The sequence below is a fragment of the Bifidobacterium sp. ESL0790 genome (genome assembly GCF_029395435.1).
Taxonomy (GTDB): Bacteria; Actinomycetota; Actinomycetes; order Actinomycetales; family Bifidobacteriaceae; genus Bifidobacterium.
On record NZ_CP113915.1, the window covers coordinates 866,622 to 891,654 of the forward strand.

18 protein-coding genes and 1 tRNA gene are annotated in these 25,033 nt (G+C 63.4%); 11 read left to right on the forward strand and 8 right to left on the reverse strand.

Annotation, left to right across the window (positions count from 1 at the left end):
* The first annotated feature begins 109 nt into the window (after nucleotides 1-109).
* The 9 genes from pflB (at nucleotide 110) to OZY47_RS03155 (ending at nucleotide 11,149) form a co-directional block, all read left to right on the forward strand.
* A complete protein-coding gene (gene pflB / locus OZY47_RS03115; protein WP_277178652.1) occupies nucleotides 110-2,485 on the forward strand; it encodes a formate C-acetyltransferase in 2,376 nt (791 codons plus the stop codon).
* Between the two features lie 211 nt (nucleotides 2,486-2,696).
* Entirely contained in the window at nucleotides 2,697-3,578 is an 882-nt protein-coding gene (gene pflA, locus OZY47_RS03120; protein ID WP_277178655.1) for a pyruvate formate-lyase-activating protein, read from the forward strand.
* Nucleotides 3,579-3,799: 221 nt separating this feature from the next.
* Nucleotides 3,800-5,083: an HRDC domain-containing protein gene (locus OZY47_RS03125; RefSeq protein ID WP_277178657.1), complete on the forward strand. Its 1,284-nt coding sequence runs from the start codon at nucleotides 3,800-3,802 to the stop codon at nucleotides 5,081-5,083.
* 50 nt (nucleotides 5,084-5,133) lie between these two features.
* The gene (gene tig / locus OZY47_RS03130) at nucleotides 5,134-6,513 is read left to right on the forward strand and encodes a trigger factor (protein WP_277178659.1); all 1,380 of its coding nucleotides are present in this window, start codon (nucleotides 5,134-5,136) and stop codon (nucleotides 6,511-6,513) included.
* Between the two features lie 286 nt (nucleotides 6,514-6,799).
* Nucleotides 6,800-8,131, forward strand: coding sequence for a chloride channel protein (locus OZY47_RS03135; RefSeq protein WP_277178661.1), 1,332 nt, complete (start codon nucleotides 6,800-6,802; stop codon nucleotides 8,129-8,131).
* Between the two features lie 49 nt (nucleotides 8,132-8,180).
* The gene (locus OZY47_RS03140; protein ID WP_277179108.1) at nucleotides 8,181-8,807 is read left to right on the forward strand and encodes an ATP-dependent Clp protease proteolytic subunit; all 627 of its coding nucleotides are present in this window, start codon (nucleotides 8,181-8,183) and stop codon (nucleotides 8,805-8,807) included.
* Between the two features lie 2 nt (nucleotides 8,808-8,809).
* Entirely contained in the window at nucleotides 8,810-9,481 is a 672-nt protein-coding gene (locus tag OZY47_RS03145; RefSeq protein ID WP_277178663.1) for an ATP-dependent Clp protease proteolytic subunit, read from the forward strand.
* Nucleotides 9,482-9,577: 96 nt separating this feature from the next.
* A complete protein-coding gene (clpX, locus tag OZY47_RS03150; protein WP_277178665.1) occupies nucleotides 9,578-10,954 on the forward strand; it encodes an ATP-dependent Clp protease ATP-binding subunit ClpX in 1,377 nt (458 codons plus the stop codon).
* A 121-nt stretch (nucleotides 10,955-11,075) separates the two neighbouring features.
* Nucleotides 11,076-11,149 (forward strand) — tRNA-Arg (locus OZY47_RS03155).
* 200 nt (nucleotides 11,150-11,349) lie between these two features.
* On the opposite strand, the gene OZY47_RS03160 is transcribed toward OZY47_RS03155, so the two are convergent.
* Together OZY47_RS03160 and OZY47_RS03165 are read right to left on the reverse strand one after the other, a co-directional pair.
* Nucleotides 11,350-13,896 carry a DUF6287 domain-containing protein gene (locus tag OZY47_RS03160; protein WP_277178668.1) on the reverse strand — a complete coding sequence of 849 codons (2,547 nt, stop codon included), beginning with the start codon at nucleotides 13,894-13,896 and terminating at the stop codon, nucleotides 11,350-11,352.
* A gap of 92 nt (nucleotides 13,897-13,988) precedes the next feature.
* On the reverse strand, nucleotides 13,989-15,296 hold the full coding sequence (locus OZY47_RS03165; protein WP_277178670.1) for a hypothetical protein: 1,308 nt from the start codon (nucleotides 15,294-15,296) through the stop codon (nucleotides 13,989-13,991).
* A 359-nt stretch (nucleotides 15,297-15,655) separates the two neighbouring features.
* Between OZY47_RS03165 and OZY47_RS03170 the strand changes: the two genes are divergently transcribed.
* Nucleotides 15,656-16,522, forward strand: a complete 867-nt coding sequence (locus tag OZY47_RS03170; RefSeq protein WP_277179110.1) for a TIGR00730 family Rossman fold protein — start codon at nucleotides 15,656-15,658, stop codon at nucleotides 16,520-16,522.
* 142 nt (nucleotides 16,523-16,664) lie between these two features.
* Here OZY47_RS03170 and OZY47_RS03175 read toward each other — a convergent pair whose 3' ends face one another.
* The 3 genes from OZY47_RS03175 to OZY47_RS03185 form a co-directional block, all read right to left on the reverse strand.
* Nucleotides 16,665-17,309: a methyltransferase gene (locus OZY47_RS03175; protein ID WP_277178672.1), complete on the reverse strand. Its 645-nt coding sequence runs from the start codon at nucleotides 17,307-17,309 to the stop codon at nucleotides 16,665-16,667.
* Between the two features lie 80 nt (nucleotides 17,310-17,389).
* Entirely contained in the window at nucleotides 17,390-18,421 is a 1,032-nt protein-coding gene (locus OZY47_RS03180; protein WP_277178674.1) for a 2Fe-2S iron-sulfur cluster-binding protein, read from the reverse strand.
* A 79-nt stretch (nucleotides 18,422-18,500) separates the two neighbouring features.
* Complete coding sequence (locus tag OZY47_RS03185) at nucleotides 18,501-20,456, reverse strand: FAD-binding protein (protein WP_277179112.1); 1,956 nt, start codon at nucleotides 20,454-20,456, stop codon at nucleotides 18,501-18,503.
* Between the two features lie 107 nt (nucleotides 20,457-20,563).
* Between OZY47_RS03185 and OZY47_RS03190 the strand changes: the two genes are divergently transcribed.
* Nucleotides 20,564-20,908: an MGMT family protein gene (locus tag OZY47_RS03190; RefSeq protein WP_277178676.1), complete on the forward strand. Its 345-nt coding sequence runs from the start codon at nucleotides 20,564-20,566 to the stop codon at nucleotides 20,906-20,908.
* Here the strand turns inward: OZY47_RS03190 and OZY47_RS03195 are convergent.
* Genes OZY47_RS03195 through OZY47_RS03205 form a run of 3 tightly spaced genes read right to left on the reverse strand, consistent with a single transcriptional unit; the run spans nucleotide 20,883 to nucleotide 24,918 of the window.
* Nucleotides 20,883-22,679 carry a DNA-processing protein DprA gene (locus OZY47_RS03195; protein ID WP_277178678.1) on the reverse strand — a complete coding sequence of 599 codons (1,797 nt, stop codon included), beginning with the start codon at nucleotides 22,677-22,679 and terminating at the stop codon, nucleotides 20,883-20,885. The genes OZY47_RS03190 and OZY47_RS03195 overlap by 26 nt on opposite strands.
* Nucleotides 22,676-24,208 carry a YifB family Mg chelatase-like AAA ATPase gene (locus OZY47_RS03200; RefSeq protein WP_277178680.1) on the reverse strand — a complete coding sequence of 511 codons (1,533 nt, stop codon included), beginning with the start codon at nucleotides 24,206-24,208 and terminating at the stop codon, nucleotides 22,676-22,678. Before OZY47_RS03200 ends, OZY47_RS03195 begins: the two co-directional genes overlap by 4 nt.
* The gene (locus tag OZY47_RS03205; RefSeq protein ID WP_277178683.1) at nucleotides 24,208-24,918 is read right to left on the reverse strand and encodes a YraN family protein; all 711 of its coding nucleotides are present in this window, start codon (nucleotides 24,916-24,918) and stop codon (nucleotides 24,208-24,210) included. The genes OZY47_RS03200 and OZY47_RS03205 overlap by 1 nt, the downstream gene beginning before the upstream one ends.
* Nucleotides 24,919-25,033 lie beyond the last annotated feature (115 nt).

Here is a 25,033-nt window from a genome sequence, read left to right on the forward strand (position 1 = left end):
ATAAAAGTGACGTAGGTCACATTTTTTCAGCGGGTTTGTGAGATATCACACTCTACAATGGAAGGGAACGCAACGTGAAGAAGCGTTGCTCCACAAAAAGGAGTGATATATGACAGCAGTTGAGAAGACCGCTCTCTCCGAGGAAGAACTTCAGGCCAAGGCCTGGAAGGGCTTCGTTGGTGGGAACTGGCAAGAAGAGATTGATGTCCGTGATTTCATCCAGAAGAACTACACCCCCTACGATGGTGATGAGTCCTTCCTCGCCAAGGCCACCGACAAGACCAAGGAAATGTGGAAGTACCTTGACGAGAACCAGCTCGCCGTTGAGCGCAAGCAGCGCGTCTATGATGTGGACACCCACACCCCCGCTGGCATCACCAACTTCGGCCCCGGCTACATCATGGACAAGGAACATGACAACGTGATCGTCGGCCTGCAGACCGACGAGCCCTGCAAGCGCGCCATGATGCCGAACGGCGGCTGGCGTATGGTCGAGCAGGCCATCCAGGAGGCCGGCAAAGAGGTCGACCCCAACATCAAGACGATCTTCACGAAGTACCGCAAGACCCACAACGATGGCGTGTTCGGCGTCTACACCAAGCAGATCAAGCTCGCCCGCCACAACAAGATCCTCACCGGCCTGCCCGATGCCTACGGCCGTGGCCGCATCATCGGCGACTATCGCCGTGTCGCGCTTTATGGCGTTAACTACCTGATCGCCAAGAAGAAGGAAGACAAGGATTCGATTCCTTATCGCAACGACTTCACCGAGGCCGAGATCGAGCATTGGATCCGCTTCCGTGAGGAGCACGCCGACCAGATCAAGGCCCTGAAGGAGCTCATCCAGCTCGGCAACGAGTACGGCCTCGACCTCTCCCGCCCGGCGCAGAACGCGCAGGAAGCCGTGCAGTGGACCTACATGGGCTACCTCGCCAGCGTCAAGAGCCAGGACGGCGCCGCCATGAGCTTCGGCCGTGTCTCCGCGTTCTTCGACTCCTACTTCGAGCGTGATCTGAAGAACGGCACGCTCGACGAGACCGGTGCCCAGGAGATCATCGACCAGCTCGTCATGAAGCTGCGTATCGTCCGCTTCCTGCGTACCAAGGACTACGACAACATCTTCTCCGGCGATCCGTACTGGGCCACCTGGTCCGACGCGGGCTTCGGCGATGATGGACGCCATATGGTCACCAAGACCTCGTTCCGTCTGCTCGCCACCCTGACCCTTGACCACCTTGGGCCCGGGCCTGAGCCGAACATCACGATCTTCTGGGATTCCAAGCTGCCTGAGGGCTACAAGCGCTTCTGCGCCCGCATCTCCATCGACACCTCGGCCATCCAGTATGAGTCCGATCGCGACATCCGCAACCACTGGGGCGACGACGCCGCCATCGCCTGCTGCGTCTCCCCGATGCGCGTGGGCAAGCAGATGCAGTTCTTCGGCGCCCGTGTGAACTCCGCCAAGGCGCTGCTCTACGCGATCAACGGCGGCCGCGACGAGATGACCGGCATGCAGGTCATCGACAAGGGCGTCATCGATCCGATCAAGCCCGAGGCCGACGGCACGCTTGACTATCAGAAGGTCAAGGACAACTACGAGAAGGCCCTTGAGTGGCTCTCGGAGACCTACGTCGAAGCGCTGAACATCATCCATTACATGCATGACAAGTATGCGTATGAGTCCATCGAGATGGCCCTGCACGACAAGGAAGTCTACCGCACCCTCGGTTGCGGCATGTCCGGCCTGTCGATCGCGGCCGACTCCCTGAGCGCGCTGAAGTATGCCAAGGTCTACCCGGTCTACAACAAGGACGCGAAGAACCTCGAAGGCCATGAGGACGAGTACGTCGAAGGCGCTGATGACGACCTGGTGGTCGGCTATCGCACCGTTGGCGACTTCCCGATCTATGGCAACGACGACGATCGCGCCGACGACCTCGCCAAGTGGACCGTCTCCACCGTGATGTCGCAGATCAAGGCCCTGCCGATCTACCGCAACGCGGTTCCGACGCAGTCCATCCTGACCATCACCTCCAACGTGGTCTATGGCAAGGCGACCGGCTCCTTCCCGAGCGGACACAAGAAGGGCGAGCCTTACGCCCCCGGTGCCAACCCGGAGAACGGCATGGATTCGCACGGCATGCTGCCCTCGATGTTCTCGGTCGGCAAGATCGACTACAACGACGCGCTCGACGGCATCAGCCTCACCAACACGATCACCCCCGACGGCCTCGGCCGCGACGAGGAGGAGCGTATCGGCAACCTGGTCGGCATCCTCGACGCCGGCAACGGCCATGGCCTCTATCACGCCAACATCAACGTGCTGCGCAAGGAGCAGCTTGAGGACGCCGTCGCGCATCCCGAGAAGTACCCGCACCTCACCGTGCGTGTCTCGGGCTACGCGGTGAACTTTGTCAAGCTGACCCGCGAGCAGCAGCTCGATGTGATCTCGCGTACGTTCCACCAGGGTGCCGTCACCGAGTAAGGTGCGGTCCCGCGTGAGGCGGTAGACGAATGAAAACGAGGGGGTGGAGCGTGAAGTTCCATCCCCTCGATTCATTGCGTTTCCCGTTTGATGAAATCAGTCTGGCCATCAAACGGGCTCGCGCCTGGGTCGCAGCGGATCGACGGGGTGAGACCCCAAAGACGGTAGAATGAAGCCAGAGCACGACGAGCTTATCCAAAGGAGGGCAAGGATGTCCGACACCACTCAATTCAGAACCACGACACAGCACATGCTCAAGGAGTCGAAGGTATATGCCAAGCACACGCTGATGGGCGGTCTTTCAGGATTCCAATCCCCAATCGGGCTCGACCGGCACGACCGCATCGACGCGCTGCGCACCGGCGACATCGGCTTCGTGCACTCCTGGGACATCAACACCTCGGTGGACGGGCCGGGCACCAGGATGACCGTGTTCATGAGTGGATGCCCCCTGCGCTGCCAGTTCTGCCAGAATCCCGACACCTGGAAGATGCGTGACGGCCAGCCGGTCTACCTCGACGACATGATCGAGCGCGTGACCCGTTACAAGGACGTCTTCCAGAACACCGGCGGGGGAGTCACCTTCTCCGGCGGCGAGTCGATGATGCAGGGCAAATTCGTCTCCCGCGTCTTCCACGCCGTGCGCAAGGAGGGCATCCAGACCTGCCTCGACACCTCCGGGTTCCTCAACAAGGACTGGACCGACGAGATGATCGACGACATCGACCTGTGCCTGCTCGACGTCAAATCCGGCGACGAGAAGACCTACCGTGAGGTCACCGGCGCCACGTTGGCCCCCACCATCGAGTTCGGCCAGCGCCTGGCCAAGGCCGGCAAGAAGATCTGGGTGCGTTTCGTCCTCGTCCCTGGGCTTACCGACAGCGTGGAGAACGTGGAGAACGTCGCCAAGATCGTCGAGAGCTTCGGCGACGCCGTGGAGCATATCGACGTGCTGCCCTTCCACCAGCTGGGCCGCCCGAAGTGGCACGAGCTCAACATCCCCTATCCGCTGGAGAAGAAGGAGGGGCCGAGCAAGGAGCTCAAGAAGCGCGTGCGCGACCAGTTCAAGGCCCACGGCTTCGTGGTCTACTAAAGCGAGGTCTGCTAAGGCGTCTTCGGCGTCTTTGCATAGTTCTTATCAACGGCGTCCACCATTCCGGGATTGGCCCTGCCCAAGGCTTGGAGTATGGTGGACGCCGTATTTTGTAGGAGCGCCACAGGGCGGGCCGTCGTACGCGCGTTCGCGCGATTCCCCAATATCGGGAGGCGGCCTGGCGGCGTGTGTGAACATCATGATGAAACGGGAGCGTGCGGTTGAGCGACGAGCCTAGGTTGCAGTCAGAACCGAGGGGAGGGGTCCCCGAGGTCACCGATACGCTCGAGGGCTTCCACGAGGCGTGCGAACGGCTCGCGCAGGGCACGGGCTCGCTGGCCGCCGACGCCGAGCGTGCCTCCGGATACCGCTATGGTCATGAGGACTGGCTCGTGCAGTTCAAGCGTACCGGTTCCGGCATCGTGCTGCTCGACCCGATCGCGCTCGGCAGGGCCGGGGCCGACTGGGGCGAGTTCAACCGGGCGGTGGGCGACGCCACCTGGATCATCCACGATTCGCTGCAGGACCTGCCCGGATTCACCGATATCGGCATGACGCCGCAACGCCTGTTCGACACCGAAATCGCCGCTCGTTTGCTCGGCCTGAGGCGCTTCGGCCTCGCCGCCGTCACTGCGCATTATCTGGGTATCACGCTGGCCAAGGAGCATTCCGCAGCGGATTGGTCGTATCGTCCCTTGCCCCGCGACTGGCGCAACTACGCCGCGCTCGACGTGGAGCTGCTGATTGAGCTTGAGCAGAAAATGCGCTCGGAGCTGAAAGCCCAAGGTAAAAGCGCATGGGCCGACGAGGAGTTCGCCCACGCGCTCGCCAAAGGCACCGGCCCGCAACCCGTGCACCCCACCCCGTGGATGCGCATCTCGCATTTCACCGTGCTGGGCCATGACCGCCGGGGGCAGGCCGTCGCCAAGGCCCTCTGGGAGAAGCGCGACGAGCTGGCGCGTAAAGATGACATCGCCCCGAGCCTGCTGCTCTCCGACGCCGCGATCATCGAGGCGGCGCGCAAAAAGCCGCACAACGCCCGTGAATTCCGTGCCATACGAAGCCTCAACGAGCGTGTGCGCATCCACACCGGCAGCGAGCAGGACAAGATGTTCGAACGCTACGCGCCCATCCAACGCAGCGTGAAGCCGAAGGTGTGGAAAGAGACCATCCAGCGGGCCCTCGCGCTCAAGCCGAGCCAATGGCCCGAGCCCCAAGCGCCTCGGCAGGAGCCAACCGCCAACGCCCCGCGTTCGATGAAATACTGGGTGCAGCACCATCCCGACCGCTTCGCCAGGCTCAAACGCGTGCGTGAGGCGATCGCCTCCATCGCGTCCGACACCAGGACGCCTCCCGACATCATCATCAGGCCGCAGATCATCCGCAACCTGTGCTGGCGCGACGACCCCGAGGCCATCGACATACCCGCTTTCCTGCGCGAACAAGGGGCCCGCGAATGGCAGATAGCCCTTGTCGCAGAGTCCGTAAGTCGAGTTATCATATAACGGTTGCCTTAAGGGCAGAAGTAGTCGAAATAACCGTCAGGAGCACTAGCGTGAAAATCAGCGTGAGGAATCTCGAGCCCACCAAGGTGAAGCTCACCGTCACTGTCGACCCGGAAGAGTTCGACCCCTATCTTGACGAGGCCCGCAAGGATATCGCCAAGCAGATCAGCGTCCCGGGCTTCCGCAAGGGCCACGTGCCCGGCCCGATCATCGACCAGCGCGTCGGTTTCGGCGCCGTGGCGGGCGAGGCCGCCAACCGTGGCGTGCCGGCCCTCTATTCCCAGGCTTTGGAAGAGAAGAAGATCCGCCCGATGGGCCAGCCCGAGCTGGACGTCAAGGAGCTTCCGGAAAGCGCCAAGGACGACACCAAGGTGAAGTTCATCGCCACCGTCGAGCGTCGCCCCGACATCGAGCTGCCGGCCTTGGAGGGCATGGAGCTCGACGTGCCGAAGGCCGAGGTCACCGATGAGGACGTCGACAAGCGCCTCGAGAACCTGCGCCAGCGTTTCGGCACCCTGGTCGGCGTCGACCGCCCCGCCAAGAAGGGCGACTTCGTCAACATCGACCTTGACGCCGAGATTGACGGCGAGTCCGTCGATTCCCAGGAAGGCGTGAGCTACGAGCTCGGCAGCGGCAAGCTGCTCGACGGCATCGACGAGGCGCTCGACAGCCTCTCCGCCGGCGAGGAGACCACCTTCGAGGGCACCCTCGAGAGCGGCGAGCACGAGGGCGAGAAGGCCCAGATCAAGGTCAAGGTCAACTCCGTCAAGGCCGAGGACCTGCCGAAGCTCGACGATGATTTCGCCCAGGAAGCCTCCGAGTTCGACACGCTTGACGAGCTCAAGGCCGATATCCGCAAGGCTTGCGAGAAGGACGGCGAGGGTCGCCAGGCCAACGACGCGCGCGACGCGTTCATCGCCAAGCTCGAGGACGGCGTCGATATCCCGCTGCCCAAGGGCGTGCTGGACGAGTTGACCAACGAGCGCCTGAAGCAGGTCACCGCCGATCCCGAGAAGGCCACCAAGGACCAGAAGAAGGAAGCCGGCGAGGCCGCCGAGAAGGAACTGCGCGACCAGATCGTGCTCGACACCCTGGCCGAGCAGCTCGACGTCAAGGTCTCCCAGATGGACGTCACCAACTTCCTCGCCTCCATCGCCCAGCAGTACGGCATGGACCCGAGCGCCTTCATCAACGCGATCGTCAACAACGGCCAGCTCGGCTCCGCCGTGCAGGAGGTGGGCCGTTCCAAGGGCCTGCTCGCCGGCATGCGCGCCGTCAAGTTCACCTGCGATGGCAAGGAGCTCGACCTGAGCGCCTTCCTCGGCGATGACGAGGCCGTTGAAGAGGCCGAGGAGAGCGAGAGCGTGGAGGCGGCCTCCGCCGCTGCCGCCGTCGCCGACGAGGTCTCCAAGTCCGAAGAGGACAAGTGATCTTCCGGTCAGGAATTGATTACTGACTGAACGTCAAAAGGGAGCACGGGGTTCGCCTCGGCTCCCTTTTGTTTTGCATGGCATGGGTTCATGGCGCATGTCTCGTTCTCTCGTTACTGTTTGCGCCGGCATGCATCGCCGCAGGTGCGTTGACGGTTTCCACGCGAATCGGTGGAATCGACCCGTTCCGTCCCTGACGTCGGGCGACATGAGGTGGTTTTTCGCCGGCGCGGTTATATTGGTCTCAGAGATGGTGTCGGGAGCGCCGGGACGTTCCTGGAACCGCATGGATTGTCATGGAAAGCCGGAAACGCTGGTGCGAGATAAGAACGATAGCGGATGGAAGCGATGGGGCGTCATCGCCGCCGTCATATTCCTGCTTGGCGGGGTCGTCGGCGTGAGCTCCGGGCTGCTCGGCCTGATGCTGAGCGGTGTCGAACGGCTGATGCTGGGCTATGTGGAGAATCCGCAGGACCCGAGCCCCTATAAGGTGGCGGCGTGGCGGCGTATCGCATCGATTGTCGGTGGTTCCGTGTTCGCGGCCGTCGTGTGGTGGCTGCTTCGCACCAAAACCACCAAGGTGCCGTCGGTGAAGATTGCCGTGGCGGGGGAGCGCATGCCGGTCTGGCAGACCACCGTCCACGTGCTGCTGCAGATTTTCATCGTGGGTTCCGGCTCGTCCATCGGCCGCGAGGTGGCCCCGCGCGAGTTCGGCGCGATGCTGGGCCAGCGCTTCTCGCAGCTGTTCCGCTTAAACGACGAAAAAGACCGCAGAACCGTGGTCGCCGTGGCCGCGGCGGCAGGTCTTGCCGGCGTCTACAACGCCCCGCTCGCCGGCACGTTCTTCGCCCTCGAGATCCTGCTGGCCGACATCAGCATGGAAACCGTTACCATGGCGCTCGGCACCTCGGCGGTATCGGCGTATATCGCTTCGATGATCCGCGGGCGCGGAACCTTCTATGGCATGGCCGCCATGGGCAACTCTGCGATTCCGACGCTGAGCCTCACGTTGTTCGCCATCCTCGCTGGCATCATCTGCGGCGTCTCAGGCGCGCTGTTCCGCAAAGGTTCGCAATGGGCCGAAGGCAACAAGCCCAAAGGCGCGGGCATCCTCTGGATGATGCCGCTGGCGGCGCTGGCGACCGGCGTCGTGGCGATATGGCTGCCACAGGTCATGGGCAACGGCCGTTCCGTGGCGCAATACGCCTTCTCCTCCACTGCCCGCGAGGCCCATGCCCTGGTGCCGGTGCTGCTGGCTCTGCTGGTGGCCAAGGTCGTGCTGACGCTCGGCACCATCCGTTCCGGCGCTTCCGGCGGCGTGCTCCAACCTGGCATCTCGATCGGTGCGACGGTTGGCGCGCTGCTCGGCTTCGCATGGGTCATCGTCAGCCCCGGCGACACCGTCACCGCATGCGCGCTGGTCGGGGCCTCCGCCCTGCTCGCCGCCTCGCAGCAGGCGCCGCTGATGGCGATGTGCCTGGTGATGGAGCTGACGGGCGCCCCGATGGCCTTCTTCGTGCCGGTCGGCGTCGGCGTGGCCGTGTCGGCGCTGGTTTCGCGCGGTTTCAACGTTCTTGTTTCTCGTTCTGAGCGCAAAAGCGCCGGGCCTGTCGTATAAGACGGGGTAGAATTACAAGCTGTAACTATCGTGAATGCAAGGAGATATGGTGGCAGGATTGCTGACATCAACGCCGTCGATGGATGAGGGGGAGGATTCGGCCCCCACCATCACGGATCCGATTTTCAACAGGCTCCTCAAGGAGCGCATCATCTGGCTCGGCGACGAGGTCAAGGACGCCAACGCGAACGTCATCTGCGCGCAGATGCTCATGCTCGCGGCCGAGGATCCGAAGAAAGACATCTGGCTCTACATCAACTCGCCCGGCGGCTCCATCACCGCGGGCATGGCGATCTACGACACCATGCAGCTCATCGAGCCCGACGTGGCCACCGTCGCGGTCGGCATGGCGGCCTCCATGGGCCAGTTCCTGCTTTCCAGCGGCACCAAGGGCAAGCGTTTCGCCACTTCCCACGCGCGTATCCTGATGCACCAGCCCTCCGGAGGCATCGGCGGCACCGCCACCGACGTGCGCATCAACGCCGAGCTGATCATGGACATGAAGCAGACCCTCTCGCAGCTCACGGCCGAACAGACCGGGCACACGATCGAGGAGATCTACCGCGACAACGAGTACGACCATTGGTTCACCGCGCAGCAGGCGCTGGAATACGGTTTCTTCGATAAGATCGTGACCACGCCGGGCACTATGAGCACCAAGAAGGACGGGGAGTGAACATGGCAAGTGAAGAAGCGAAGTTTGTAGCTCGCGCCGAGCGTCTCGCAGGTCCGCGCGGCGTGGCCGGTTTTGCGCCCCAGAACCGTTACGTGATGCCGCAGTTTAGCGAGAAGACGCCTTACGGCATCAAGACGCAGGACGCCTACAGCCGTCTGTTCGAGGACCGCATCATCTTCATGGGCGTGCAGGTGGACGACACCTCCGCCGACGACATTATGGCCCAGCTGCTCGTGCTCGAAAGCCAGGATCCGAACCGCGACGTGATGATGTACATCAACTCGCCCGGTGGCTCCATGACCGCCATGACCGCCATCTACGACACGATGCAATACATCAAGCCCGACGTGCAGACCGTCTGCCTCGGCCAGGCCGCCTCGGCCGCCGCGGTGATCCTCGCCGCCGGCACCAAGGGCAAGCGCCTCATGCTCCCGAACGCCCGCGTGCTGATTCATCAGCCGGCCATCGACCAGGGCTTCGGCAAGGCCACCGAGATCGAGATCCAGGCCAAGGAGATGCTGCGCATGCGCGAATGGCTCGAAGAGACGCTCTCCAAGCACACCGGCCAGTCGGTCGAGCGCGTCCGCAAGGACATCGAGGTCGACACCTTCCTGACGGCCGAGGAGGCCAAGGACTACGGCATGGTCGACGAGGTGCTCGCCAACCGCAAGTAGTCGCCTTCAGGCACATTGATTTGCCAAGATACCCCTTTCGTTCGCGCGTGAGGGGTATCGTCGTAACAGGAAACGAACGAGTGAAGAGGAGGCGGTATGCCAGACGTGGTCAGCTACGGTGAGGGCATCCCACGTTGCACGTTCTGCGGCAAGTCGGAGCGTCAGGTCCACAAACTAGTGACCGGGCAGGCCGCCGCGATCTGCGACGAGTGCATCGAGCTGTGCGTCGACATCATCTCCGACGAGCGCGAGCACGACGCCGAGGCGAACGTGCTCAAGCTGCCCAAGCCCTCCGAGATCTACACCTACCTCGACCGCTACGTGGTGGGGCAGGCGCGGGCCAAGCGCACCCTCTCCGTGGCCGTCTACAACCACTACAAGCGCGTCAACATGGAGCTCAACGAGTCCGCCGGCGGGCTCAAACCCCAGGCCGCGAAGACCACCAAAGGCAAGGCCAAGGGCACCACGAAGGCCAAGCGGCGCGCCGACCCGTTCGACGACGTGCAGGTGGCCAAATCGAACATCCTGCTTTTGGGTCCCACGGGCGTAGGCAAGACCTACCTGGCGCAGACGCTGGCGAAAGTGATGAACGTGCCGTTCGTCATCGTCGACGCCACCACGCTGACCGAGGCTGGCTATATCGGCGACGATGTGGAATCCGTTTTGCAGCGGCTCCTGCAGGCCGCCGACGGCGATGTGGCGCGCGCCCAGCACGGCATCGTCTACATCGACGAGATCGACAAGATCGCGCGCAAAAGCGGCGAGAGCTCCTCCATCACCCGCGACGTGAGCGGAGAGGGTGTGCAGCAGGCGCTGCTGAAGATTCTCGAGGGCACCATCGCCTCCGTGCCGCTGGAGGGCGAGGGCACGCGCAAGCACCGCGACCAGAACACCGTCAAGATGGACACGCGCGACATCCTCTTCATCTGCGGCGGCGCGTTCGTCGGGCTCGACAAGATCGTCGAGAAGCGCCTGGGAGCCCACGAGAGCGGATTCGCGGCCTCTTGGCAGCGTGAGCGGGAAACGGCGCCACAGGAGGTCCTGAGGCGCGTTGACGGGGATGATTTGGAGGAGTTCGGGCTGCTGCCGGAGTTCATCGGCCGTCTGCCCGTCATCAGCGTGCTCGACGAGCTCACTGAGGCCGACCTGCGCGAGATCCTCGTGCGCCCGGCCAACGCGCTGGTCAAGCAATACCGCAAGCTCTTCGCCGTCGACGGGGTGAAGCTCTCGTTCACCGAAGAGGCCATCGCCGCCATCGCCGCCATCTCCATGAGCGAGGGGACCGGCGCCAGGGGGCTGCGCGCCATCATCGAGCGTACCCTCGAGGAGACCATGTTCCACCTGCCCGAGATGGACGACGTGGACCAGGTCATCGTCGACAAGGCCGCCGTCAACGGAGAGGGTACGCCCAAGCTGGTGGCTTCCGAGGGTCGTCGCGCCGTGCTCGGTCGCCGCAAGGTCGCCAACGCTTAGGCTCTGCGCGGGCTTGTGCCGCTGGCGACTGCCATAACTTAATGCGACACGCCACGGTTGCGCGTTCCTGCGGATTGGGTTATATTAGACGAGTTGTCAGGAACGCATGTTCTTGACGATTGCGCCCGTAGCCCAATGGATTAGAGCAGCTGACTACGGATCAGCAGGTTACAGGTTCGAATCCTGCCGGGCGCACTTTCCTTCTTCTTTTAATTTTTATTTCTAATTAATTCTGGTTTTTTTATTTTCTTCAAAACAGCTTGTATTTCTTTAACCAGTATCGTATTTGGCTGAAATGATGTAAAACAGTGAGCTTTATCCAATCGCCGACATTGCGGTATGGAACATATCGAGTGTCGGCGATTGGATAGAGTCAATAGTGCATCTTCGCTGGCCTACTGCTTGTAGAAGGCCCATTCGGCCGGATCGCGTGGGGTCTGGGCGCCGATGCCGTGGGCGATGGTGAATATTCTGTCCTTGCTGGTGTCGCTGTCGTCCGATGAGGCTTGGAAGTTCCTGAGCGCGAAGGCGGGCATGGATTGCCCGGCCGGAACGAACACCCTGTCTTCCGCGCCACCCGAGGTGTCACTGGTGTTGGCCTGCTCGGCGTAGCCATCGTGCAGCACGGGGCGCTGCCATTGCGTGGGGTGCCCGGATCCGTCGGTATAGCTGCCGGAGGGGCAGGAATCATGGAGATCGATCGACGTCCCGTCGGCGTTGACCCAGTGGCCGGCGATCGAGGAGCAATCGTTCTGGCCGATCTGCTTGATGTTCATGCCTTTGCTGCTCTTCGAGGACTTCTTGCCTTGGTCGCCGCCCACGAAGTAGTAAGTATCCGCCATGGTCGGCCGCGGGTTCATGTGGCGTGCCATGAGTTCCATGTGGGGACGGGAGATGTCGATGTCGTCGGGGTCGTTCTCGGTGCCCTCGTAGGCCTTGGTGCAGATGTCGGCGTTGGGGCAGACAGGGACGTTCTTGGGATAGTAGACGAAATCGGTGGGCCACATGACTTCGGCCATGGTGCAGTTGGGATAGGTGACGTTCGGGTCGACGCAGATGGGCCCGCGGGTGTCCATCAGCTCCACGATGCCCGTGCCGCCCACGCCGCCGGTGACCCAATTGTTCTCCGTGGCGATGGCGAGCTTGGCCTGCGTCGCGCCGCCGTCTCCGTTGCTGTAGGAGCCGTCCTTGCCGATGGTCACGCAGTCATTGCCGGATGTGCACCACTGGCCGGAGATCGACGAGAAATCGCCACGCCGCAGCTGCTCGACGTTGGCGGTGCCGTCATGGCCCGAGGAGCCGCTGGTGCTCTCGCAGGTCTTGTTGGCCCCGTTGACCACGTCGATGCGGCATTGGAAGTTCGTCTTGGCACCTTGCTGCCACTTCTGGTCGAGCCCGGCCATGAGCTTGTTGGCCTGGTCCACCTTGTCTTTGAGCTTCTGCTGCGAGGCCGCTGACACGCTGCCGCCGTCACGATAGTAGGCGCATGAGGCGCTGGCGCAGAACGGCGTCTGGCCTTGGTTCGCCGAGGCGTTGGCCGGGATGATGCGGTCTCGGCTCGAGTCGGTGGGGTCGTCGCCGACGTAGGACTGCGGGGAGAAGCTCGGGGAGGCGTTGTAGAGCTTGGCGCCGCGCTGCACGGTGACGAGGAAGTAGATGTCGGGCGCCTCGCTGGGGCGATCCACCCGCGCCCCGTCCTGCAGCAGGGTGTGCTGGGTCTTGGGAATCTCGCTGAGATGCTCGGGGTTGAAGAGGGTGTTGTTGGCGGTGGGCTCCTTGAGACGGTAGGGCGGTGTGGTGCCCTGCACCGGATTCTGCGGGGTCAGGTTGCCATTGGAGATCTTCATCCACGCGCCATCGGGATTCGTCCATGTGCCGTTGAGGCTGGAATAGTCGCCGCTGGCGATGGCCTTGAGATCGAGGCCGTTCTTCTTGGCTTCCGCATCGTTCTGCTTCTTCTGCTGCTCGGCCGCCGCGATCGCGTGCTCCACCGGGGAGAGCGCCTTGTCCGCGTCGGCCTTGGCGTCCATGACCTGCTGGGCGGAATCGTTCACCTTGCCGCTCGAGGCGGAATAGTGGGCCGCCGCCTGTTCGAGTTCGTTGCAGATCTTGTTGATTTGTTCCACATCGAGGGACTGAAGTTGGGTTTTGGTCAGCGTCCTCACCTTGACGGTTTTCCGGCTCTCGCGCACCGTCGTCGTGTAGGTGGTGACGACCGTCGGCCGTTTGACGTCGCTTTCGTTGACGGAGCCGGCCGTCTTGTCGGTTTTGGCAATCGTGGCGTCGAGCTGCTTTTGCGAGTCCTTGAGGCGCTGGGTGGCCTTCTCGTAGCGGGAGATGGCGTAGGAGCGGGAATGCGTGGTGTAGTAGTGGTAGCCGAACGCGCCGATGGCGGCGATGACGATCAGGGCCACAGCCGCGATGATGGCGGCCCGGATGATGTTCTTCTTGGATTTGGCCGGCTGGTCTTGGTCGTCCGGATTGTCTTGGTTGCCTGTGGCCGAGGCGGTATCGGCGGGCTTGTCGCTTGGCCTGGGAGGCAGCGCGACCGTGATGGTGGGCGCGGCGTCTTGCGTGGAATCGTCTTGCGCGGAATCGTCTTTCGTCGGCGGTACCGGTTTGGTCTGATCAGATTTGTCGGTTTCTTCGGCTGTATCGGTCTTGTCGGACTTATCAACCTGTTTGGCTGTAGCTGCTTGCTCGGTCTGGTTAGCCTTGTCGGCTTGGCGAGTTTGCTTCGACTTATCGGCCTTCTTGGATTTCTTGGCCTTGGCTGTCCGCTTGGTCTTGTCGGCCTTGCCGGCTTGGTGAGCCTGTTCGGGTTTATTGGGTCGTTTGGCTGTATTGGCTTTATCTACCTGATTGGCCGTATCGGTGTGATTGTCCCGCTTCGCCGTGGTCTGCGTGTCTTTGGCCTTCTCTTGCCTCTCGTCGTCTGCCAATTTTCCTCTTTCGACATTGAATGGCTACGCTACGAATGTAATACTAACATTCGTAGCGTAAGAGGATTGGTGAGAAACCGCCATTCGAGGCGTCAGTTGTCGTCGCTCGTGGCGGGGCAGGAGGATTGCGCGCCGGTGACCACGCTGATGCGGCACTGGAAGTTGGCCTTGGCCTTCTGCTGCCACTTCTTGTCGAGCGTGGCGATGCTCTTGTTGGCTTTGTCCACCTTGTCGTTGAGCCGCTGCTGGGAGGCGTCGGAGACCGTGCCGCCGTCGCGGTAGTAGGCGCAGGATGTCGGGTTCGGGTCTCCCGTGGTGTAGTCGGTGCATAATGGCGCCTGGCCTTGGTCGATGACGGGTCCACCCGAGACGATGATGCGGTCGCGTGAGGAGTCGGTGGGGTCGCCGCTCAGCTCATGCGAGGAGTACGAGACGTTGTAAAGGCTGACGTTCCTGGGCACCACGACGATGCTGAATTGGATGTCGGGGGTCTCGTCATGCCGTTCCACCGCGCCGGTCTGCACCAGCTGGATTTGGTTGCTGGGCAGTTCGCCCTCCTCGAGGCAACCCTCGTCGAGACCGCCGTAGCACTGGCTCAGACGGTATGGGGGAGTGCTGCCCTGCACCGCGTATTCCGGGGTCAGGATGCCATGCGAGATGCGTATCCACGCGCCGTTGGGGTTGGTCCAGGTGCCGTCGAGGCTGGAATAACGGCTTTCGGAGATGTCGCTGACGTCAACGCCGTTGCGTGCGGCCTCGCGGTCGTTCGACTTCTTCTGCTCCTCGGCGGCGGAGACCGCGTCCTCGGTGGGCTGCAGGGCCTCGTCAGCCGCGGTTTTGGAGTCGACGACGTTCTGCGCGGCCTTGGTGAGGTTCGCCGCGCTGTTCTCGCAGTCCGTGGCGAGGTCGTTCGCCGACTGCGTCGCGTTCCTCAGCTCGGAGGCACTGGCCGCGCTGGTGTCCTTGACATTCACCGACGGCTTGGCGTTCGTCAGTTTCTTGGTCTTGGCGAGCGTGGAGGTGTAGTCGTCGATGAGCCTGGCGTCCTCCACCTGGCTCTCGTCGATGTTGCCGGCCACCGATTTCGCCTTGCTGATTGACGCGTCGAGGTCGTTCCTGGCGCCGTCGAGGCGGTGGGAGGCCTTCTGGTATTGCGAGATGGCATATGAGTGCGAGTTTTGCGTGTAAAGGTGGAAGCCGACGCCGCCGCAGACCGCCACCAGGGCCACCGCGGCGATCGCGGCGATGATGATCGTGGTCGTCTTCTTGCGGTTTCCGGGGGTTCCGCCGTTATTGGACGAGGGCAGGGGCACCGCGTCGGGGATTGGCAGGTCGGATGCGCCGGAAGGCATCGGCGGAATGTTGGGGTCCTGTTGCGGCCATGCGTTGTTCTTCTGCAATTTGGCATCCCTCCCTGCTTCAATGACAGTGGTGACATTGACGGCCTTGCCGATGTCTCTGATTAGGACGATACCATGTGGCCGGAATCACGCGTAAAACTTTGACGGGGCGTCGGATGGCGGTTCGTGGCCTTTTGACGGTCGGTTTGCGTTTGATGTGGGCGCTCGCCGATGCGATGAAGGTGGATATCGGCGGGTGATAATCTTGCGATGCGAGGGTTGCATGGCGAAGACGCGAGCGGGAAGGGAGAATGAAAGGTATGAATGGAAACGAGGGCGATACGATGAGCGGAAATGGTGATGGGACCATGGACGAAAACGTGAATATGAGTGTGGACGCCGAAACGGACGAGACGGCGATGGTCTCGGGGCCGGACACGCATGGGGAGGCTCCGGAATGGGAGACCCACCGCAGCGGGTCCGTGCTCATGCGCGGCTCGATGATTCCACGCCACACCGCCGACAGAAACCTGCTGGGCACCGATATGGACCGTGCCGCCGATGGTGACGGTGAGGGTGCTTGCGATAGTGGCGCGAATGGAACCGTCGACACCGAGGGCCAGGCTGGCGGCTCGGGGAGGACCGGGCTGCGCGACCCGGCCTGGCGGCATGGCGACCCGTGGCGCGTGCTGCGCATCCAGTCTGAGTTCGTGGAGGGCTTCGACGCCCTGGCGGGGCTGGGCACGGCGCTGAGCGTCTTCGGCTCGGCGCGTGTGCAACCCGAGGAACCCGAGTACCACGCGGCGATGCGTATGGGCGAGGCCGCGGCGAGGGCGGGCGTCACCGTCATCACCGGCGGCGGGCCCGGCATCATGGAGGCGGCCAATCGCGGTGCGTCGTCGGCCGGCGGCACCTCGGTGGGCCTCGGCATCGAGCTGCCGCATGAGGAGGGGCTCAACAAGTGGGTCAACCTCGGGATGAACTTCCGCTACTTCTTCGTGCGCAAGATGATGTTCGTGAAATACTCCTCGGCCGTCATCATCTGCCCCGGCGGCTTCGGCACGCTCGACGAGATGTTCGAGATCCTCACCCTCGTGCAGACCAACAAGACCTCGCCCAAGCCCGTCGTGCTCTACGACACGGCGTATTGGAAGGGGCTGTTCGACTGGCTTTCCAGCACCGTGCGCGAACGTGGGCTCATCGTCCAGGCCGACATCGACCGCATCCATTTCGTCGACGACCCGGACGAGGCCGTGCGCATCGCCATCGAGGGAATGGTCAAATAAGCAAATTGGGCGGGAACGTAGCTCAGACCGACTCAACGCGAAACGCCATCTCAGTGACATGGCAAGAAAGCTGTCACCAAGATAGCGTTTCGCGTTGAATGTTGTATTGGTATTAGTGCCGTTCCTGATTATCGGTTCAGGATCAGCGTTTGCACGCGACCATCAGGCCGGTGCCGACGGAGGTGAGGATGGTCTCGAAACGCTCGTCGTCCTCCACCTCGGCGATCAGCGCCCGCATGGCCTCGGGCTTGCCCTTCTCGCCGGACGCCAGGCCCGCCATGTCGGCCATGACGATGCGGCCGCCTTGCTTCAGCAGATGATGGGCCTGCGCGAAGGTCGGCTCGTAGTTGGACGTGATGCCGGAGACGACGATGAGGTCGTAGCTCTCCGCGTTGAGGCGCGGCAGGAACGTGGCGGGAGAGGTGTTGACCGCACGCAGCGTGGTGCGTGAGCTTTCCTGGTCGGAGATGTCGGCGAAGAGGCGGCGGATGATGGTGATGCCGCGAGCCGAGGAATCCACGGCGGTGAGCTGGCCAGCCCCATCGAGGCCCGAGACCAGCTGCAGCGCCTCGACGATCGCGCCGGTGCCGATGCTGATGATCGAATCGGCCTTCTGCGTGCGCACCAGGTAGCGCAACAGACGCGCCTGGGCCGCCGAACCCTGCCTGAGCCCCGAACGCTCCGCCTCATCGCGGGCCTTCGCAAGCGTGTCGCCTTCGAGCTCGAGGGCATGCGCCTCGGCGAGCTGCCAGGCCTTGGCCATATCGGTGTATGTAGTGTTATCCATGGTTCCCTACTGTACTATCACTGCGGTAATGGCTTGTTTTCGGGGTTGCTGGCATATATTCGCAGCCTGGTGATGAAGGGTTACTTTTCGCCGACCTTGGTGGTCAGCTGCCACATCTCCTCGCCCACGTCGATGCCGCGTGGGCATTGGCGCGAGCAGGCGCGCACCGACTGGCAGGCGGTGATGCCGTCCTCCGTGGCGATGGCGTCCAGGCGCTCGCCGGTGGCGGTGTCGCGCGAATCGTTGATGAACCGGGCCTGGGCGATGAGCGCGGCCGGGCCGACGAACGCCTCGCCGCCCGCGTAGACCGGGCAGCTGCCCTCGCACACCCCGCAGGAGATGCAGTTGCTCAGGAGCTCATAGCGTTTGAGCTGCTGCGGGCTTTGCAGGTATTCGAACATGTCGATCTTGCCGTCGCTGGTCGTGGCCAGCTTGCCGTCGGCCTTGAGGTAGGGCGCGAGTTTTTTGATCTGGGCCATCATCTGGTCGATGTCGGCGATGAGGTCGCGCTGGACGGGGAAGCCGGGGAGCGGGGCCAGCTCGATGACGCCGAGGTGAGTTGGCGCTGGGGTTGCATTGGGTGAGCCGGTTTCGGAAGCGTTCGGAGGAGCTGTTGCTGTGGAATCAATGGTGGCGTCGACATTGGTGTCACTATCGGTGTTGGCATCAGCGGCTTGGTCTGGCGAACCGGTGTGCCTGAATCCCGCGCTGGTTTCGGCTTGGACATCGTCTGACTGCCCGGGTTTCGCGTATTGCTCGACCTTGGCCGTGCACAGCAGGGTTGGGGTGCCGTTGATGGCCACCGCATCGGAGCCGCAGACGCCATGGCCGCACGAATAGCGGAAGGCCAGCGTCGGGTCGATGGTGCGTTTGATGGTCAGCAGGCAGTCGAGCACGGTGTCGCCGGTGTGCACGGCGACGGTGTAGTCCTGCGTCCAGCGCTTGCCGCGGGCGCGACGACGGGCCGTGGGGGCGGACGATGACGCGGCGAACGGACTGGAACCGTGCCGTTTGAATGGGCTTGACGAGCCACGGGGCGCGCGGTCCGGTTTCGCCGTGAACCTATGCACCCGTATGGTCACCGTCGTGGCCTTGCCGTCAAGATTGCTCATGGTCATCGCCCTCGTCGCCTCTGTTGTCGCTTCGCGCTTGCAAATCTTCCCTCAGCCAGTCTGCCACCAGCCGTGCCCGTCAGTAGTCGCGGGACTGGGGCGGCATATCCATGATATGGACAGGCTGCCAGGAGACCTCGCCGGCGGCGTCACTCATCGAATGGACCAGGAACCGCCCATCGTCGCGCTTGGGGAAATCGGTGCGGGCGAAGGAGCCTCGCGACTCGTGGCGTGCGTCGGACGCCTCGAGCACCGCCATGCCCAGCTCCAGCAGGTTGTTGACCTCCCAGATGGCCGTCAACTCCTGGTTGAAGGCCGGAGTGGCGGAATGTGGGCGCAGCGCCTGGGCACGGGGAAGCAGCGTCTCCTTGATGGTCTTGAGCGCCTTGCCGATGCTCTCGGCATCGCAGCGCACCGCCACCGCGCGCTCCATGGTCACGCCCAATTCGGCGAGCAGCTGGTAGGGGTTGTCGTCGGGTTGCTGGATTTGATTGTCTTCGTCGTTTTCGTTGGTTTCCGCGGGATTGGCGGGGCCGTCTGGAGCGTCGGCAAGCAGGGCGGAGACGTTGCGCTTGCGCTCGTCGGCGGCCTGCTTGACCGGCTCATATCCTTCGGGGAGGCCGTCGGCGTGACTTTCGGAATCCTGTTGAGCGTCATCGGCTGCTTGATTGGGCGTTGAGACTGTATCGCCTAAGCGCTTTGCGATGGACTCGCCCGCGCGATTGCCGAAGAGGCAGGCGTCGAGCAGGCTGTTGCCACCGAGCCTGTTGGCCCCATGCACGCCGACGCACGAGCATTCACCGGCCGCGAAAAGCCCGTCGACCAACTCCTGCTCGCCGTCGCGCCACTGGTAGACCTGGCCATCGGTGGTGATGGGGATGCCGCCCATCGTGTAGTGCGCTGTGGGTTTGACGGGCACCCAATCCTTCGAGGGGTCGAGCCCCGCGTAGTCGCGAATGGTCTCCACCACCTGGGGCAGCGCCTCATCCATACGTGCCTTGTCGATGCCGGTCATGTCGAGCCACACGCAGTCCTTGGGGCCATCCGGGTCCTTCGGATCGGCGACGCCGCGCCCCGCGTCCACTTCGGCCATGATCGAGCGACTGACCACGTCACGGGCGGCCAGGTCCTTGTGCTCCGGGGCGTAGCGCTCCATGAAGGGCTCGCCCTCCGCGTTGCGCAGCACGCCGCCCTCGCCGCGGGAGGCCTCCGAAAGCAGGATGCCGGTGTGGGCCAGGCCGGTGGGGTGGAACTGCACGAACTCGCAGTCCTCGAGCTGCAGGCCGGCCTTGAGCGCCAGGGCCATGCCGTCGCCGGTCAGGTCGTGGCTGTTGGAGGTGGTGTGGAAGAGACGGCCCGCGCCACCGGTGGCGATGAGCACGTTGCGGGCCCCTATCGCGTGGGTCTTGCCGGTGTGGGTGTCGAACGCCACGATGCCATAGGCCTTGCGCGGGGCATTGGTCTCGTCGCTTGTGCCATTGTCGGATTCGTCTTGGGATGAGGGTGCGACCACCAGATCGGTGACGTACCATTCCTCCGCGAACTTCACGCCCTCGGCCACGCACTGCTGCCAGAGCGCGTAGAGGATCTGATGGCCGATGCGGTCGGCGGCGTAGGCGGCGCGCCGCACCGGGGCCTTGCCGTAATCGGCCGTGTGGCCGCCGAACTTGCGCTGGGCGATATGCCCGTCCTCGGTGCGCGAGAAGGCGACGCCACTGCGTTCCAGATTCACCACGGTCTGTGGGGCGTATTCGGCGAGAATCTTCGCCGCGTCCTGGTCGACCAGCCAATCGCCACCCTTGACCGTGTCGTAATAGTGCCAATGCCAGTCGTCGTGCTCCACATTGCCGAGGCTCGCGGCGATGCCGCCCTCGGCCGAACCGGTGTGGCTGCGCAACGGTTGCAGCTTCGAGACCACCAGAAGCTTGGGTGCTTGCCCCTGCTCTTTCAGAGCCTTGAACTCGTCGCTTCTCACGATTCCCAGCGCCGCCGAAAGCCCGGCCGCGCCCGCGCCGATGATGACCGCATCGTACATTTGCTCACACTCAGAACCCATACCCCCGATTCTTGCACAGGGGGTGAAAGAGCTCATGGCCCGTGTTCCACGCAAGGTGGTTCGTCGGCCGGGCCATAATGGTGGCTATGAGTGGAACATTCAACGCGAAGGTCTATGAGGTCGTCAAGTGCATCCCCGAAGGCAAGGTGGCCACCTACGGGCAGGTGGCGGCGCTCGCCGGCGCCCCGCGCAACGCGAGGTTCGTGGGCTACGCGCTGCATGTGAACCCCGAGCCGGGCGTGATTCCCTGCCATCGCGTCGTCTTCCGCGACGGCTCGCTCGCCCCGGGTTTCGCCTTCGGTGGCCCCGATGAGCAGCGTGCCTTGCTTGAGGACGAGGGTGTGCGTTTCATCCCGCCCGCGCCCCACCACGACAACGCCGGGGACGAGGGCTGGGTCGTCGACCTCAAGCGCTGCCAGTGGCAATGCTGACCACCCCCGATCTCAGGCGCACCATGCCCATGAGTTCCATCTCACCCAGCGTGCCCTCCAGTCTGGTGATGTCCCACGCTTCCGCGCTTGGCTGATGGTTGTTCGTCATTGACGCCGAGCCCGATGTTGGCGCAGAGTCCGATGGTTGAGGTGCTGTTGACGCTGATGTCGTTGCCGACACTGGTGACAAAGCAGGAGCCGTCTCATGGAGCATGGCGAGGATGGCGTCGTGCGAGGCGGGAATGCCCCGTCGGCGGCAGCGTCGTATCGCCGTGAGCACCTCGCGTTGTGGTGGTGAGGCGGTTGGCGGACTGGTCTTGAAAACCTTGCTTTTGCTATGAGTTGCCAGATTGCTTCGGCACATCGTCGTGTAAGCACGGTCTGGGTTACTGGCGTGGCTTATGTCGTGAGTACGGTCTGCATGTTGTCGACTGTCGTTCGCCGAACCATAGGTATTCCGGCGTCGTGGCAGGGCGATGGTCATCTGGGTGGCTTGTTTTCCTGTGTTCTCCTGACTGTTTGAGCCGTCGTTATCGGCGTTGTTTGCCAAGGCAGCCTCATCGTTGGTCGTTCCGGCCTTCCCGACTTCTGTGGTTTCGGTGGTCGGTGGATGCGGGGCATGGCAGATCTCCTCGATGGCGTTGACCGAGTAGAGGATGGAGGCGCGATGGTCGCGGATGAGCCAGTTGCAGCCGGTGTTGCTTGGCCGGTTGATGTTGCCCGGTGCGGCGTAGACCTCGCGGCCGAGGTCGGCGGCCCAATTGGCGGTGTTGAGCGCCCCGGAGCGGCTGCGGGCCTGGGCGACCACGACGGTGGAGGCCAAGGCCGCGATGATGCGGTTGCGCAACAGGAAGCGCCGCGCTTCGGGGATGGTGTCGGGGCACAGTTCGCTGATGAGCGCGCCATGGTTGGCGACGATGCGTTCGAAGAGCTTGCGGTTGCGCTCCGGGCCGATGTGGTTGAGCCCTCCCGCGAACACCGCCACCGTTCGTCCGCTCTCCTCGGGCCCCAGCATCGACATGGTGTCCAGGGCGCCCCAGTGGGCCGCGGCGTCCGCGCCGAACGCGCCTCCCGAGACCACCAGATGCCCTTGCTCCGAGGCTTTCTTGGCGACGGTGCGGGCCACGTATCGCCCATACTCGTCGATGCCGCGCGAGCCGACCACCGCGATGGGGCTTTCGCAGCTGACCAGCGCCTGCGGCTCGCCGATGCCCCAGATGCATAGCGGCGAGGCCCAATCCTTGCGGATTGACAGGTCGTCGAGCTGCCTGGGCCAATACGGGCTGGTGGGACCGATGATCCATTGTGAGCCGTTCATCGTGATCCACGCCCTCAACTCGTTCGGATCGCGTGAGGGCAGCTGCGCGAGACGGCTGCGCCAACGGTCGAGCGCATGGTGGAAGGCGTCCATGCCCCGGGCGTTGACCGAACGTCCCCATTTGGCCGTGCCGGTGGCGAACGCCTCGTCGAGCCGGTTGCGGGCCTTGGCCGTCTGGCTGCCCGCGATGATGAGCCGCAGGGCCTCGACGGCGCTTCCCGCGCCTTTGATGGTGGCGAAGAGCAGGGCGTCGGCCCCATCGATGCAGAAGGTGAGGATGGCGCGGGCGAGGGTCTCGTCATCCAATTCGGGGTGGAATGTCCCAGTGCCGTCGTGCGCGGTTTCTCCGATGTCGCCGTTGTTGTTTACGACGTCGCGGGTTTCGCCGATTCCCATGTTGCCGGTCCCGCTGTTGCCAGTGCCGTCAATGGTGTTCTGGGTGATATCCATCATGCCTCCCTTGTTCTCAAGGCGATGCCCTGCATCATCTCGTCGTGGCCCGGCGAGGTCTTGCCATTGAGGTCGGCCAACGTCCACGCCAGTCGCATGGCCCGGTCCGCGCCTCGCAAACTCAGTCTTGAGTCCTCAAGCGCCAGGTCGATGAGCTGAAGCGCGGATTTCGAGGTGTTGGCACGCATCCACGATCCGCTGGCCTCGGCGTTGCAAGTCCACTGCTGGGCCGCGTAACGGTTGCGTGCCACTTTGCGGGCGTTGATGACCTTGGCCCTCATCTCGGCGCTGGTGGTCTGGTGGGCGCTCGGCCCTTGGATAATGTGCTCGATTGGCGGCACCTCCACCTGGATATCGATGCGGTCGAGGATGGGGCCCGAAAGCCTTGAGAAATAACGGATTCGGTCTTTCTCCCGGCAAGTGCAGCGCTCGCCGTCGCCGTAACCGTAGCCGCACGGGCAGGGGTTGGCGGCCATCACCAGCTGGAAGCGCGCAGGATAATAAGTGGTGCCCTTGGCGCGGGAGAGGGAGATATAGCCGGATTCCAACGGTTCGCGCAGGGTCTGCAAGGCGCGTGGCGAGAATTCAGGGGCCTCGTCCATGAAAAGCACCCCGCGGTGGGCGCGTGTGATGGCGCCGGGCTTGGCCACCCCGGAGCCACCACCGACCAGCGAGGCCGTGGACGCGGTGTGGTGCGGGGCCTCGAACGGCGGCACGTCGCTGATGCCATAGGCGGGCAATGTGCCGCACAGCGAGCGGATCGAGGCCACCTCAAGCTGCTCGCGCTCGTCAAGCGGACACATGATGCCGGGCATGCGCGAGGCCAGCATCGTCTTGCCCGATCCGGGAGGCCCGGTCATCAGCAGGTGGTGCCCGCCGGCGGCCGCCACTTCCAGCGCCCATTTCGTGCGCTCCTGGCCCAGGACCTCGGCCATGTCGCCGATGGCGGGCAGGTGAGCCTCGCCGCCTTCCTCGCTCGGGGAGGCTGGCGCGCGGGTGTCGTTCAGATGGTATTTGGCCTTGCCGCCCATCAGTTCGATGAGCTCGCCCAGGTGCCGCACGCCGGTGATATGCAGGCCTTCGACGAGCTTGGCCTCCTCCACGTTGGCCTGCGGCACGATCATCCGCTCGATGCCATGCTCGCGGGCGTAGAGGCCGATGGGCAACACACCGTTGACCGGCAACACGGAGCCGTCAAGGTTGAGCTCGCCAAGCACGATGGCGTCGGCCAAACAATCGTGGGGTATGTGGTTGCCCGCGCTCAAGACGCTCGCCGCGATGGCCAGGTCGTGCGACGAGCCGCGTTTGGGCATCGAGGCGGGGGAGAGGTTCACCGTCACGCGTGTCTCGGGCCATTTGTAGCCGCTGGCCTGGCACGCCGATTTCACCCGCTCGCGCGCCTCGCTCAACGACGCGTCGGGCAGACCGATGATGGAGAAATAGGGTAGGCCGGGCGAGATGAAGGCCTGCATCTGGATGGCGAAGGCTCGAAGCCCGATCAGGCCGACGGAAAGCGCGCTGCCGATGGTCATCAGAACGCCCCCGGTATGTGCTTGACGTGGGGCGCTCCGCCCTGCACGAGGATGGAGAGGGCGTCGAAGCGGATGCCTGTGCGCGGCACCGACTTGCCTGGCCCCGCCAGCCACAGCGCGGCGGCGTGGTGCAGGTTCGCCTGCTTGTGCGGGGTGATGGCCGCCTGGGGCACCCCGTAGCGTTGGGTGCGCCGGGTCTTCACCTCCACGAAGACGACGATCCGCTCGGGAGTGAACATGATGATGTCGAGCTCGCCGAACCGGGTGTTCCAGTTCGTCGCCAACGGCCTCCACCCCAGGCGTGCCAGCCAGAGCGCCGCGTAGCACTCGCCGGCGACGCCCAGCTGCTTGGAACTCAGCTCGGGGGACGTGAGCAGGGCCTCCATCTCGGCCAGATCATCGTCGGTCGGCGGTTCGAAGGAATCATCGGGTTCGAAATCCTCACGGTTCTCGGTTTCGGTGGTGGCTCCGACCTCCTCGTAGGGTTCGGCCTCGTTGGCTTCGGCGTTCTCATCCGAATCATCAGGGGAGTTCCGGTATTCCGTTTCCGGAGGTGTGCCACTTTCGTTTCGCAGCGGTTCCTCGGCGTCAATAAGCTCGTTCGACTCGTTGACGTCGATTGCTTCGTCGGGCTCGTCGGAATCGTCGGTATGGCCGCCGAAATAGTTCGTGTGGGCGTATGCCGCCCTGCTTGTCGTGTTTGTGCTCATGCTTCGAGTACAGCACGATTATCTGTTTCAGAAGGCGATTCTCAGGTGGTGTGGATAAGTGGTTGGCCAAAACGCGTTTTTCGGGCGTGTCTGTGGATAACTTGATATCAAGTAA